Source organism: Lysinibacillus sp. FJAT-14745, assembly GCF_001275675.1.
GTDB lineage: Bacteria > Bacillota > Bacilli > Bacillales_A > Planococcaceae > Lysinibacillus.
This window is the reverse complement of sequence record NZ_LITM01000008.1, coordinates 48,179-63,194: the sequence shown is the minus strand read 5'-3', so window position 1 is coordinate 63,194 and position 15,016 is coordinate 48,179. Positions and strand designations below refer to the sequence as shown.

8 protein-coding genes are annotated in these 15,016 nt (G+C 37.2%); 6 read left to right on the top strand and 2 right to left on the bottom strand.

The features are described from left to right. Nucleotides 1-1,074, top strand: a 1,074-nt coding sequence (locus AMS59_RS14095; RefSeq protein ID WP_156304684.1) for an N-acetylmuramoyl-L-alanine amidase, incomplete at its 5' end; no start/stop codon positions are given. A gap of 585 nt (nucleotides 1,075-1,659) precedes the next feature. Here the strand turns inward: AMS59_RS14095 and AMS59_RS14090 are convergent. Further along, nucleotides 1,660-3,585, bottom strand: a complete 1,926-nt coding sequence (locus AMS59_RS14090) for an S-layer homology domain-containing protein (protein ID WP_053484383.1) — start codon at nucleotides 3,583-3,585, stop codon at nucleotides 1,660-1,662. 466 nt (nucleotides 3,586-4,051) lie between these two features. Here AMS59_RS14090 and AMS59_RS14085 point away from each other — a divergent pair, with 466 nt between their 5' ends. After that, nucleotides 4,052-5,335 carry an oligosaccharide repeat unit polymerase gene (locus AMS59_RS14085; RefSeq protein ID WP_053484597.1) on the top strand — a complete coding sequence of 428 codons (1,284 nt, stop codon included), beginning with the start codon at nucleotides 4,052-4,054 and terminating at the stop codon, nucleotides 5,333-5,335. Between the two features lie 442 nt (nucleotides 5,336-5,777). Here AMS59_RS14085 and AMS59_RS26365 read toward each other — a convergent pair whose 3' ends face one another. Then, on the bottom strand, nucleotides 5,778-8,048 hold the full coding sequence (locus tag AMS59_RS26365; RefSeq protein ID WP_082337516.1) for an S-layer homology domain-containing protein: 2,271 nt from the start codon (nucleotides 8,046-8,048) through the stop codon (nucleotides 5,778-5,780). 238 nt (nucleotides 8,049-8,286) lie between these two features. Here AMS59_RS26365 and AMS59_RS14075 point away from each other — a divergent pair, with 238 nt between their 5' ends. The 4 genes from AMS59_RS14075 to murJ all read left to right on the top strand — a co-directional run bounded on the left by AMS59_RS14075 (nucleotide 8,287) and on the right by murJ (nucleotide 14,665). Then, nucleotides 8,287-10,548, top strand: a complete 2,262-nt coding sequence (locus tag AMS59_RS14075) for an S-layer homology domain-containing protein (protein ID WP_053484382.1) — start codon at nucleotides 8,287-8,289, stop codon at nucleotides 10,546-10,548. Between the two features lie 342 nt (nucleotides 10,549-10,890). Further along, the gene (locus tag AMS59_RS14070; RefSeq protein WP_053484381.1) at nucleotides 10,891-12,036 is read left to right on the top strand and encodes a polysaccharide pyruvyl transferase family protein; all 1,146 of its coding nucleotides are present in this window, start codon (nucleotides 10,891-10,893) and stop codon (nucleotides 12,034-12,036) included. After that, a complete protein-coding gene (locus AMS59_RS14065) occupies nucleotides 12,033-13,133 on the top strand; it encodes a glycosyltransferase (RefSeq protein WP_053484380.1) in 1,101 nt (366 codons plus the stop codon). The genes AMS59_RS14070 and AMS59_RS14065 overlap by 4 nt, the downstream gene beginning before the upstream one ends. After that, complete coding sequence (gene murJ, locus AMS59_RS14060) at nucleotides 13,130-14,665, top strand: murein biosynthesis integral membrane protein MurJ (protein WP_053484379.1); 1,536 nt, start codon at nucleotides 13,130-13,132, stop codon at nucleotides 14,663-14,665. Before AMS59_RS14065 ends, murJ begins: the two co-directional genes overlap by 4 nt. Nucleotides 14,666-15,016 lie beyond the last annotated feature (351 nt).

The following is a 15,016-nucleotide window of genomic DNA, read 5'->3' as shown; positions in this document are numbered from 1 at the left end:
GCGCAGTTTTTAGATGCAGATGGTAACGCATTAGGGAATGCCCAAAAGCAAGTTACGACAACACAAAATATTAATCTATACGTAAAACCAACCTCTTCATCAAAGGTAATTTCAACTGTGAATAGTAAAGTGAATTTACCTGTTTATAAGACGGTCAGTGGTTTCCATCTAACTGTAGTGAACGGTGTACCAGGCTATATCGTGGCTAATAGTACAGCGGAAGTTAAAGTAGAAAAACCTTCTACTCCAGATCCAACACCCGTATCACCAACACCCGCACCACCAACAACAACAACAACACAAACAGTTTCGGGGGATGTATTAGGTCGAGTGACAGTTGACAGTTTAAATATCCGTAAAGAAGCTAACTCTACTTCTGCGGTAGTAAGTAAGCTGAAAAAGGGCGATTATGTTCAAGTGAACAGTATTAACGGTTATTGGGCACAAGTTACCTATCAAGGTCAAAAAGGGTATGTCCATAAATCTTATTTAAAGCTATTAAATCAAAATGGTAATCCGTTAAAAGATCGAATTATCATTATTGATCCAGGTCATGGTGGTAGTGACGTAGGAACCCTTTACGATAAAATTTATGAAAAAGATATAACATTAAAGGTTGGTACTTTAGTAAAGGATAAACTAGAGGCAGCAGGTGCAAAGGTATTGATGCCTCGTACTGGAGATACGTTCTCTCCACCACAAAAACATGTTGACTTTTCACATGCTAACTACGGCGAAATCTTCGTAAGTATCCATGTGAACTCAGCAGTGAATACTGATGCAAAAGGTACCGAAACGTATTACGCTAAAACACCAGGTGATATGTTTCAAGAAGATATTGATCTTGCGACATTTGTAAACAACCAAATTGTTAATAACTTAAATATGAACAATCGTAAGGTCAGGAAATATAACTACATTGTAGTTGCAAATACGAATATTCCAGCCATTCTAGTCGAGCTAGGCTTCCTATCAAATAATGAAGACCGTGCTAAGTTGACTGATGATAAATATATTGAGTTATTTGCGGAATCCATCTACAAAGGGATTTTGGAATATTACTCAAAACAATAATAATAATGAAGAGCTACATCGTTCAAAAGTGAATGATGTAGCTCTTTTTGTTTGATTAGTAGTATTCAAAGGAATTTTATCAGCGCTTCGGTATTTTTACTGGCGATCCGAGCACTATTAGCGGCGGAAAACACGAGTTTAGCGGCGAAGCGAGCACTATTAGCGGCGGAAAACACGAGTTTAGCGGCGAAGTGAGCACTATTAGCGGCGGAAAACACGAGTTTAGCGGCGAAGCGAGCACTTTAGCGGCGGAAAACACGAGTTTAGCGGCGAAGCGAGCACTTTAGCGGCGGANCACTTTAGCAGCGGAAAACACGAGTTTAGCGGCGAAGCGAGCACTTTAGCGGCGGAAAACACGAGTTTAGCGGCGAAGTGAGCACTTTTAGCGGCGGAAAACACGAGTTTAGCGGCGAAGCAAGCACTTTAGCGGCGGAAAACACGAGTTTAGCGGCGAAGCGAGCACTTTTAGCGGCGGAAATCATGAGTTTAGCGGTGAAACGGCACTTCTACCAGCGAAATACACGGGTCTACCAATGATAAACACATCTCAAACAGTGCACTAAAAAATCAACTTTCACCTCGTAGTTATTTTGAATTTGTATAGAGTGTTCTATTTACGAATTGGGCAAAGTTTTGACGTGTCACTGTGCCAGTTGGTTTAAATGTATTATCGGCATAGCCTGTAGTAATGCCAAGTGCATATAAGGCTTGGACATCTTTATAATATGCATGAGATGTTGGCACATCTGAGAAAGTATTATTCGTGTAGCCCTGTAGCTTGAAGCCGTTGACAAGTGCTCGTGCCATAGCACCGCGGGTCATTGGCTGATGGGCATTGATTTTGCCATTTTCTAATGCAATTATGCCGTAGCGTAAGCCTGTTGCTAAAACGGCATAGCCATAGTCACCTGCTTTGATGTCACTCGCATTTAAGGTAGCTGAGCTTGATGCTGGAATCCCTAATGCTCGCAAAATCATTTCTGTTGCTTGCAGGCGAGTCAACGTACCTTGTGGATTAAATTTCCCATTAGTTCCTTTGACAATGCCTAACGCATATAAGTTTTTTATATCATAATAGGCACCATTCGATGGAGATACATCTGGGAAGAATGGAGCGGAAGCAATTGTTGCTTTATTGGAACCTTTTGCGCGTGTGAGCGTTTTAATTTCTGCAATCGTTGCAAATTTTTCATCAGCATTTTTGCGATCATCGCGCCCCTCTATAAAGGATGTACGTATCGTATATGTTCCGGCAGCTAAATTGCCAGGCATAGAAATCTGATATTTTTCCGTATGGGTACTAATATCTTTTTGGTCAGCATTATTTGTTGTGGAATCGGCAGCGAGTCCTGGAATGTAACGTTCGTGTCCATTACCAACAACTTTATCGTTTGCGTCTAAAATTTCTACTTTCAATGTACCACGTGCAGGCACATTACCAATGTTTTTAACCGTTACAGTGGAGTAGAAAATAAATTTACCAGACGGTGCTACATAACTTTGCACCCCGTCAGAGTAAAGCGAAAGGTTATAACGGCGGGGCACATAGCCATTATGTTTTTCGGCTACCCAATTCAAAGCATGCTTCATAAATACTTGTGCATCTTTGTCACCATTAGTTGTTGTATAAGCAGCACCATTTTCGTTATCCTGCCAATCCGCTTTAGCATCAATATTAATATAATCATAGATTTTGAATCCAATTTGAACAACTCTGCCTTTACCATATTCGATCGCATGGGCTGCGCCAAATTCATTTTTTTTCATTGTTTTAGGCTTGTCTGTGTAATTGTAATCTGAGAAATATAAAATAGGTGTTGCAGATCCACCTTGCCAAGGCTTCATGACTTCTACCCAATCACGATCTGTTTTTGTTAGATTAAGCTTGCTTTTGCCAAGCTCTTTTGTTGTATTTTGAATAATTGGATGAACAGTATTTATATTGCTTATTGTAGAGTGTTCTAACACAATATCGTCAAGAAAACGTGAATTGAAGACTTCAGTTAAATTATCCCATTCCATTACCCAAGAATCGACATCATAAATTAATGGAGAGAGATCCATTTGACCGGGTTTAGGGAATTTTGTTGATTCATTACGGGCTGTCTGGAAGGCAAAAATAGCACCACCGCCATTTCGGACGTACATTTTGACATTTTCGCGTTGCTGATGATTCATCATGACTGTATAAGCAAAGACGATTGCATCATATTGACTTAAATTTTCTAAATTATTTAAGTCTCTCTCATAAATTTTCTCTACTTGGAAACCTTGTTGCTGATAGAGATGAAAAGCTTTAAGTTCCTTATTATATGTGGAGCTATAGTCAACCTTTTCAGAAACAGGTTGTCCATTAAATGTTCCACCTGGGTGTGTAGTATTGGCATATTTTTCACTGCTTTCAGAGAAAACGATACCGATTTTCTGTGCAGCATTAGCTTGTGTTGGTGCTAAAAAAACTACAAGCATAAAAGAGCATGCTACGAGTAGTGAGATGAATAATTTCTTCATTAAATCCACATCCTTATTTTTGTATTTGTCTTCAATTACGCGATTGCATCCTGATTTTGAATAGTGCTTGAACAATTGACCCTTTCAAATTCTAAGAAATTTGCACTACTCACTTATATTACACCTAAATAATGGATTAATCATTAAAATTTGGATGTCAACTGACGTTTTAGTATGGCATTTTCTGAAAGAGATTGTCGATTGATGTGAGGCTAAAATTGTGTTGTCCCGGGCGAGGGGGACAACTATTAGGGGGATTAATGGAGAAGATTATGGGTATAAACTCGCAATTTAGAGAAAAAGGGAAATCATTGCATAATTTTATATAAAATCAATTAATTCCTTTCTATAAGTCTACCTGTATTTATGATATAATAACTCTTGTTTTGCTTAGTAAATAAAAGAATAAACAATTATGATTCGCAATAGAGGAGGGCAATCACATCTTCTGAGATGTATGACATTTATGAATAAACTGAAACAAACTTTTGCAAAGGTCAACAAAATTGATACGTTTTCGCCGTATTTCTTTTTACCTTTTATATTAATGCTCTATTTCTTTACAAGTCTTTTTGATTTCCATCGATTTGAGTTATTTAACTTACGTACATCAATTTGGCCAGCGGTATTTTTAGCAGTAATATGCTACTACATCGGTGTGTACATTATTGATAAGTTACAATGGACAATCCCATCATTTGGTTTATCCTTCCTTGGGAAATATGTTGTTCATTTTATTTTATTTTTAACAGTACTTGGTTTAGTTTCATATGTATTAATGATGATTTCCGGTGGTGGATTAGGAATTTCTGATGAATCTAATCGACGTAACCTTGATCCCAAATTAAACTTCTTTGCCCAATTATTATGGTATGGAGTTTTACTGCTAATATCATATAAAATGATTTTAGAAAAAAACATTACATGGAAAAAAACATTGATCTATGGCTCCATCTATGCTGCTGTAATGTTCTTATTCCTATTAATGGGTTACCGTACTCCATTAATCATTATGTTATTTACTGGTATTATCATTTTCCATTACGTTGTAAAACGTGTGAAATTAACATGGTTCCTTACTGCTCTGTTTGTTATTGGAGTAGCTTTCTCGATGTTTGGTTTCTTACGTGTTGTAACAGAGGATACAACGAAGGAATTCAATAACCGTGAACAACCAGATGTAGAATTATCTGAAACAGATAAGGAAAAGCTGTTATCAGTAGAGCAGAAAGTTAACTTAACACCAAAATGGATTCGTTCAATAAATGGTGAGAGTGTAACTGGCCATATTGTTTTAAGTAAAATTATCGAATATACGCAGCAGGAAGGCTATCTAAATGGGGAACTCCATGCTGGTATCTTCAGTACAATTTTACCGGGTGAACAAGTGTCACCACGTATGAAAGTAACAGAAGTTGTAAACTCTCTAAGCGAAGCTGAAGGTAAATATATTACACGTCCTAACAGAACAACAACACCTACGTTTATCGGTCAATTATTCTTAGATGGCGGTTATTTACTTGTAGCGATTGGCTTCTTCTTATATGGTGTATTAATCTCATTAATATATAATAAAGTGAAGCAAGGCGGTATTCGTAGCTTCCACTCAGTAGCTTATGCATTTGTCATTACCGTATTTACAGTGTCTATGCATACTGGCTTACTTGATTTAATCTTTATTTTAATGCTTGGCTTTGTCATACTTGCGTCAGCGATTATTAAAACAGATAAGAAAAAGCTTTCATATTAACAATAAAAGAGATGTCTCAAAGATATTTGAGGCATCTCTTTTTCATTAGGCGTTCTTATCCGTCAGTTCGCAGGATCAATCCGTCGCTCTCGCATTTCTTTCCGTCGCTACGGTCATTCAATCTGTCGGTTCGCAGGATTAATCCGTCGCTCTCGCATTTCTTTCCGTCGCTGGGTCTTCAAACCGTCGTTCTCGCATTTCTTTCCGTCGCTATGGTCATTCAATCCGTCGGTTCGCAGGATCAATCCGTCGTTCTCGCATTTCTTTCCGTCGCTACGGTCATTCAATCCGTCGTTCCGGCCATTTAATCCGTCGCCCAGTCGGAACGGAAATCAATCCCTTGCTTTGCCGAAGAGAGATCCTATGGCACCATAATTTCATGGCCATAAGAGTTTTTCAACAACATAAAAAGTCGCCCTAACGTTATAGGACGACTTCTTTTTTATTTTACTGTATTGATCACTTGTACATAGTCTTTGCTCACGAAAACTGTTCCTGTATATAGTTTATCAGAAAGGACCTCATACCAGCCGTTTGTAGCAGAGCCTGTAATGATAACTGGCATACCACTTCGTGCATATGTGAATAGTGGGTTAAAGCTAGTAGCTGCGCCTGTACGAACATTTAAGCCGGTTGTTGTTGTTAGACCGATTGTGTATGGATTATTGGCATCCTTAAAGCCTAACGCCTTTTCAGCACGGTAATAGTGTCCTGCGATTTTTGCACCCCAGAATGGATCAGAAGCGTATTTTACGTTAAAGCCAAGAGCTTTTGAACCAACTACTGCACCGTTAGAAAAGTTTTTACCAGGTGAACCTCCTGGAGTAATGTAGTTTGGCTGTAGGAATTTATCAACAAGCTCATTGATATTGTCCGCTACACTTTCAAACTTTTTGTTTAGTGGGTTCGTATCATATACGTACAAACCAAATAAGTTGTTTAAGTCTTGTGCCTGATCACTCATACCATAAGCACTCTCATGCTGAGCAAGTGATAAAACAAGCATTGCGTTAATTTGAGATTTTGCTTCCACATCTTTCAATGTTTGCCCTAAACCTATTAACTTACTTTTCTTTGTAGCATCTTTATAACGGCTAACTCCTGTACTCTCAACCTCTGCTAGCTTATTCATTATATAAGCATCTATTTCTTGTGCTGTATATTGTGTTTGGGCACGAACAGGTAAAAACTGATAGTAGTTATAGGCCTCACCATCAGACGAGCCATTGCCATTTGCGAAATAAATACCGTTCCAGCTATAGTATTTTTCGCCTGGCTTCATAAATGATGGTGCTTTTCCGAAAACATAGCTAGAAGAATACTTATTTGTTTTGTAATCGTAGAGTGTGTGTTTAATTTCACCATTTTCATTTGAATAGTAAGAACGACCTTTACTCATTGAAAATGGAATTAATGTAACATCAGCATGTTTTAAGTAGCCGATTTGACCTGCTAATCGAACTTTTACTTGTGTTGCATCACTACTGAGGTATTCCATTTCTGTATTAGCTGCAACCGCAATCGAGTCATTAATTGTTTCAGATTTTAGTGCTACATAATTGTTTGTCACAACGTAGCCTGAAGACATTTTCACAATTTTATCATTTTGGACGATAACCTGTGTGTTTTTTGTTACAGCCTTTTCAGCAGCTTCAAAGGTAGAGAAACCTTGATTACCAACTAGTGCGCCATTTGAAATTTCCTTAACAGCGTATGCACAGGAGCCGGTATTTGTATCGCCACCGTTAGTATTACCACCGTTAGTATTATCGCCGTTAGTATTACCGCCGTTAGTATTACCGCCGTTAGTATTACCGCCGTTAGTATTACCGCCGTTAGTATTACCACCGTTAGTATTACCACCGTTAGTATTACCACCGTTAGTATTACCACCATTAGTATTACCACCGTTAGTATTACCACCATTAGTATTACCGCCGTTAGTATCGCCACCGTTAGTATTACCACCGTTAGTATTACCGCCGTTAGTATTACCGCCGTTAGTATTACCGCCGTTAGTATTACCACCGTTAGTATCGCCACCGTTAGTATTACCACCGTTAGTATTACCGCCATTAGTATTACCACTGTTCGAATTACCGCCGTTCGAATTACCAGCAAGTGTCATTAAGCGGTGAACAAACGTAGCAGCTTGTCCAATAGTTGCATTTTTGGTAGGCATAAAGCTGCCATTAGAGCCTTTAATGATTTCTAGTTGTGCACCAATAGCTACTGCTTGGCGGTATTCTTTAATAATAGATGCATTATCCTTAAAGGTAATTGTAGGAGTACCTTTAGGAATGTTTAAATAATCAATAGCTCTCTCCAGCATAACCGCCATATGCTGTCTTGAAATAGCGGCATTAGGCTTAAATGAACCATCTCCGTAGCCTGTAATAATACCAGCTGAAGCAGCAAGCTTAATATCCTTTGCATGTACATATTTATCTGGGACATCTTTAAAAACTATGTCGCTTGTCGCTTCAAGATTCATGGACTTAGCTAAATAAGCAGCAAACTCTCCGCGTGTCACATTGACATTTGGACGATAACTTCCTTTTGCATCTTTTACTAATGCATTTTTGGAAATTAAATAACGAAGACCCTGTTCATGTGAATGCCCTGTTAGTTCGTCAGCAGATGCCAGTTGGGGTTGCCAAAGAAGCATGCCGATTACTGTCATGAGCAAAGCAATAATTGATAGTTTTTTCATATTTTACCCTCCTAGACTTCTACATCATTTTAACAAAGTTATAGAGTAACGATAAGGGTCAAATGTTAGAAAAATCATAAAATGAGACTATATAAATAGTTTTCTTGACAATTCATATAAAACTGGAAAATAGCTTAAATGTTCCATGGATATTTTGACATAATTTTGATAGTGTTATAGAAGTAAGACATGTGAAGGGAGAGTTGAAAGCTCTATTTTACTCAGGAGCGCAAAAAAAATGAAAAAAATAGCGAAAAATTTACTAGTTTTAGTTGTATTATTGTCAATGGTTGTTAGTCCGTTAAATGCCTATGCAGCCCAAACGGTCAAAAAGGAATATAAATTATCACATGGTGTGCAGTATAAACAATATACATACAGCAGTACCAATACAAATTCTATTAATCATCTTGCTATTAATGTAGACGACACGACGGAAGTACAATTAGGTATGCCCGCGAATGTCAATGGCAGAGAATCGACAGTAGCAAATGCTAATCGTAATTCACGCGAGGGGAATCGTGTAGTGGGTGCTATTAATGCAAGTTTCTTCAATATGTCTGCAGGTTTCCCATTATTTTTACTTTCTAAAGATAATGTTATTTTAAATGGTGGTGCTGTTTCAAACGGCTCCGGTGAATATATGAATGTCCCTACAGCTTTCGGGGTTGCAGCAGATGGCAGTGGTGTCATTGACTATTTTGATTTTAATGTGACACTTTCTCACAAAGGTACAGACTATAAAATGTCAGGAATGAATCGTGCACGTAATATATATGAATCGATTGTTTACACACCACAATTTTATAGTAAAACAACAAATACGAATGAATATGGTTTTGAAATCGTAGTTGATACAGGAGCTCCGATTACTGAAAACAAATTTGGTCAAACATTAACAGGGAAAGTTACACAAATTACACCTTATGGATCAAAAGAAAAAATATCCATTCCTTCAACGGGCTTTGTCGTATCTTTACAAGGTGGGGATTGGCACAGTAAGCTAAGCCAAATTGCGCTTGGAGATGAGTTGAGTGTTAACTTCTCGATTGATAAGCTTTGGCAAGATGCAAAATTTATCTTGGCAAGTGGTCCGTATTTAGTAAAAGATAATAAACCTTATATTATGATGAGCGCATCTAGTCAACGTGCAAAAGAGGTAACAGCACGTACTGTTGTAGCGACAAGTAATAACGGAAAAACAGTACACTTTATTACGGTCGATGGAAAACAGAAACATAGCGCAGGGATGAATATGGTTCAACTTGCTAACTATTTAGTGTCACTTGGTGTCGATCAAGCAATTAACTTAGATGGTGGCGGTTCAACAACGATGGGTATACGAAATTACGGTAATAATAATGTCGTATTAGCGAACCTACCATTAAATTCAGGTAATGCGCAACGTCTTGTGTCCGCAACATTACAAGCTGTAAGTACGGCACCAACTGGCAAAGGCGCATCTATTAAATATACGAACAGCACAAACTATGCAACTCTTTTAGCAGGTGCTTCGTCTAGTATAGCAGTACAATATATTTTAGATGAAAACTATAATACGCTACCATTAGACGGTCATGTATCACTAACATCTGAGAATAATACTTTAAAAGTTAACGGCTTGAACTATACTTCAACGACAGCTGGCGATGATCGCATTTTCATCAACCACGATGGCACACCTGTTGAATCATTCCAAGTGAAAGTCGTAGATGCTCCAGCAACAATGAACGTTGCACCGAAATCAAAAACAGTGAGCGCCGGCGAAACGGTCAAATTTACTATGGATGCTAAGGATGACGAGGGCAAACCTTTAGTTTACGATGCATCACAGGTGGAATGGTCTGTAGAAGGTAATATCGGTACAATTACTAGTGATGGTAAGTTAACAGCTCAAAATCCAGGTACTACTGGTAAAGTAGTAGCGACTTTAGGAACAAAACGTGAAGAGGCTACGGTTACTGTAGCAAAAGCTACGTTGTTTAAAGATATTCCGAATAATTATGTGTATTATAAAGAAATTGAGTATTTAACAAAAAATAATGTCATTACAGGTCAAGCAGATGGCACATTTAAACCAAATGACAAACTTACACGTGCACATGCAGCAGTTATTATTAGTCGCGCACTTAATTTAAAAACATCAAATGTCAAAAATCCAGGCTTTAAAGATATTCCTGCGAATCACATGTATTATAAACAAATCGCAGCTGTAGTCGAGTCTGGTATTATGAGCGGTAAAGGCAATAATACCTTTGATCCAAATGGTACTTTAACAAGAGCACAAATGGCGAAGGTTGTCGCATTAGCTTATGATCTAAAAGGAACAAGCAACATTAACTTTAAAGATGTATCGAAGGACCATTGGGCATACACATTTGTTCAACAGTTAGCTGCAAACAAAATTACAACTGGCTATGGTGATAACACCTTTAAGCCAAATGAAGCGATTAGTCGCGCTCATTTTGGATTATTCCTTTATAGAGCAATCAATCCATAATAGTAGTCCTTAAAGATAGAACTTTGCATTAGAAAAATAGCAAACTAGTAGTTTTATACCTAGTTTGCTATTTTTCTCTTTAAATAAAAAAAGGTGCTGTGGTGAGTGATTTGGCTTGCAAACCTAGTAAAATTTAATTAATTTTTGGCCACCACAATAAGCAGGGCATGATATTTATTTAAAACTTATGCCAAGTATTTCTGTTGATTGGATGATGAGCCACTATAATACAAGACTAGTAGTAACTTTTGAAACTCACCTTTTTTTTACTATTTTTAAAAAGAACGAAAATGTTCAATTGTGGTATAATCTCAGTATTAAAAAGTAAAAGGATGTTTTTTAATGAAAATAGGCATTGTGGGGAATTACGGCAATGATAATAATGGTGATGAATCAATATTATACGGCATTCTTCAACAAGTAAAACAAACATTTTCGGTAACTAGTGATGACATTACCGTTTTTAGTAATAACACACAACAAACATCCGAACGTTATGGGGTACATAGCTATCCATTGTATTACAGAAAGAGTAATTTATTTAAAACGTTTATCCATACCTATAATAACAATAAACAATATGTATCAACATTCGACCTCCTCATTATTGGTGGTGGTGGTATTTTAATGGATTTTTATAAACGTGAGGCTCACCTGTATGGTGCGTATGCAATGATGGCAAAACAAAGTAAAGTTCCCTACATTATTTACGGATGTGGCGCTGGACCACTTGATACGTTTTCTGGGAAAGTTAGTATTCGCATGATGTGTCGTTATGCAGCAAATATCTCAGTACGTGATCCTCAGTCTAAAAAGCTTTTGCAAAGTATCGGGGTGAAAAAGCCAATAGAAATTATTGGTGATCCTGCATTTACATTAAAAGGCGATCGTCAACATTACGCCGAAAAACCAATTAAAATAGGTGTATCAGCGGTTCCGTACTATAATGCAAACTATTGGCCAGAGGGAAATGTTGAAAAATATGATGCGTACGTTACAGGTATGGCGAAAAATTTAGATGAGGTAATTTCTGAGCATAATGTTAAAATTACATTTTTTGCTACGAAGTACCCGCAGGACGTCACTGTGACGAAAGATATTCAGAAAAAAATGCAACAACATGCACATACTGAAATTATTGATGAAAATTTGGTGCCAGAGCGATTACTTGATGTAACGGAAGAGCAGGATATTATTATCGGTACACGTCTGCACTCGCTTATTTTGGCAACAAATTCAGAAACTCCGATTATTGCGATATCCTATCATACAAAAGTACAGGATTTTATGTCCTTTGTGGGTGCATCAGATCGTTGCTTACAAATGCAGGATGTAGAGGATAATGAAAATGCTCTATCCACATTAGTTGGCAAACTAAGTAGCAATTGGGAGCAGTCGATTGCGGAGACGAAACAAATTGCTACCCATATTCATAAAGAGGCCATGCGTGGTCAGGAATTAATGAAAAAGGCAGTGACACGTCTATGAAAAAAATACTCGTCATTAGTAATATGTATCCAACATCTGATCATTTATCATTCGGTATTTTTGTGAAAAACCAAGTCACTGCACTTGAAAAAGCAGGACTAGACGTAGATATATCTGTTAATACTAATCCGGCAACAGGTAAGAAGAACACCATTATGAAATATACAAAATGGGGTTTATCGACATTCATGAAAGGCTTAAAAAACAGAAAGTCTATTGATGTCACACATGCGCATTATGTGTTTCCATCGGGTATGCTGTCGCTGCTATTAAAGAAAATGTTTGGTATACCATTTATCGTTACAGCACATGGCGGCGATATTGAGCGAATGGCGAAGAAGAACGCAAGAATTCGCAATTGGACAGCGAGTATTTTACGTGAAAGTGAACATATTATCGCAGTTGGCCCAGTCTTAGCTCAACAAATTGAACAAGATTTTGGCATTGAACGCGAAAAAATCTCTGTCGTTAGCATGGGTGTGAATCGTGAGGTTTTCACAAAAGGAAATCAAGCAGCTGTGTGCAAAGAACTACAATTAGCATCTGAACCATTCAGATTTTTATTTGTAGGAAATGTTATTAAGCAAAAAGGCGTTGAGGAGCTGTTACAGGCTTTCCAAATGCTAAAAACGAAAGTATCTCGTCCTTTAGAGTTAAATGTTGTAGGTTCTAGAAGGGATCAAGCATTTTTCCAATCCTTGCAAACATTAATCAGCGAAGACGTCAAATTTATAGATCCACTAAAACAACAAGAACTAGTGAAGTGGTTCCAAGCAAGTGATGTCTTTGTATTACCATCCCATTTAGAAGGTTTTGGATTAGTGGCATTAGAGGCATTAGCGACAGACACACCTGTAATTGCTTCAAATGTAGGTGGACTTGTATCTTTGCTTGGAGAGGGCGCAGGGCATTTAGTGGAGCCCGAAAACGCTATGGTTTTATCTGAGGAGATGCTGCGTGCCGTGAACACGCCAATAGAACAATATATGAATCGTGAAGCGGTCGACAAAGTATTAGCCATTCACGATGAAAAAAATATAACAGCTCGCTGTATAGCGATTTATAAGTCGGCCATTGAAGGTGGGGATGACTTATGAATAATTTTTTAAAAGTAATCGGGGCAGTTGCGATTATTAATATTGTAGCTCGTGTTTTTGGATTCTTACGCGAAATGATTATTAGTTATCAATATGGCAGTAGCTATGTTGCTGATAGTATTTTCACAGCTTATACAATTCCCAATTTTTTATATCTAGTCGTAGGTGGTGCATTTACTACTGCTGTCATCTCAATTTATAATCGGGAAACAACGGATCGTGCGCTATTTGTCAAACAGTCCTTTACAATTGTCTTGTTAACGGTTTCAATAATGACAATTCTAATGTTAGCGTTCACGAATCCAATTATGGATATGTTTAATCAAAGTAAAGATAAAAAAGGGTTTAGTCAAAGTGAGTTAGATTTAGCTAAAAATCTATATTATTGGATGATGCCTTCGTCAATCTTACTCGTATTATCCTCATGGTATAGTGGATTGTTAAACGTAAATCAAAAATTCCATTTGTCTAGCTTTGCCATATTAATTTATAATGCAATTTTTTTAGCAATTGCTGTAGGTTTATCTAATATTGAAAGTATCGGTCCAATGGGATATGGTATTAGTGCATTAATCAGTGCAGTAATAATGGTATACTTCCTGATTATCGGCTATCGTAAAATGGATTCGTTTAAGGTTGGTTTTTCATTTGAACGTAATATTGCATCAAAGCAATTGTGGGTAATGATTTTACCGATTATGCTCGGTGGCGCTACCATTCAACTTTATGCATTATTACAGCGTGTTTTTGCAGGGATGTTATCTGAAGGGGCAGTAGCTGCTGTAAACTATGCCTCAAGGCTTATGCAATTCCCGCAAGCAATTTTAATTACAGCAGTAACGACTGTTATCTTTCCAGTTTTGAGTAAAAAAGAGGCAGAGAATGACCACGCTTCCATAAAAAGCTTATACTCAAAAGGGTTACATTATCTACTGTTGTTACTTTATCCTGTAACAATCTACTCATATTTTTATGCAGAGAATCTTATACAGGTTGTTTATGAACGTGGTAATTTTGATGCAGTTTCAACTGCAATCACTACACCAGTACTGGCAATTTTTTGTTTATCAATGTATTTTTTAGCTGCAAACGGGTATATAACGCGCTTTTACTATGCAAAGGGTGACTCAATGGCACCTGTTGTCTTTAGTATAGTAAATGTATTTGTTGTTAACATTGCCGTTATTATGTTACTTGTCGATAAGTGTGGAGCAGAAGCCATTGCATGGGGTACATTAGTAAGTTCCGTAACAAACTTTATTATGCTGATTATTTATGCAGCCTATAAATATGACTTGAAAATGGGGATCTTTAGCAAAGAACTTCAATTTTTTAGATCAGTTCCGCCAATGATTATTATCACGATTGTTTTGTATTTTTCAAGCAAGTATTTAGTATTTGACAACAGATGGCTAACTTTCATTGTAGGCCTTGTTATTTTTAGTGCAGTAGTTGTTGGCTCATACTTATTATTTGGCGTGAAGGAAGTAAAAGAATTTAGTGATAAATTAAAAAAGAAGTTTTTTAAATAATAGAAAAAAGTGGGTATCTCAGAAATCACTGGATACCCATTTTTGTTATTTTCAGGCGTGGTATATGCTTATTGTTGTTAGATAAAGGGATTTTTCATTGGCATTTTACTAATGTGCACCCATTTGGCTCCACTGAAAAAGCGAGTAGCCTGTAGCGGAAGTCAGTGGCCTCTAATTATTTCAAGTGGATAAAATGGTTAATTTTATGCCTATGGAATTAAAACGTCTTTGGACACTAAGTACTTTCTGCAAAAAAGTTGTTATACTTATAATATTTGGCTCTTCACCAAAACATGTGCTTGACTAAGAGCCATACTGAATCCATTCAGCATTGCACTCTAGTAAAATTGT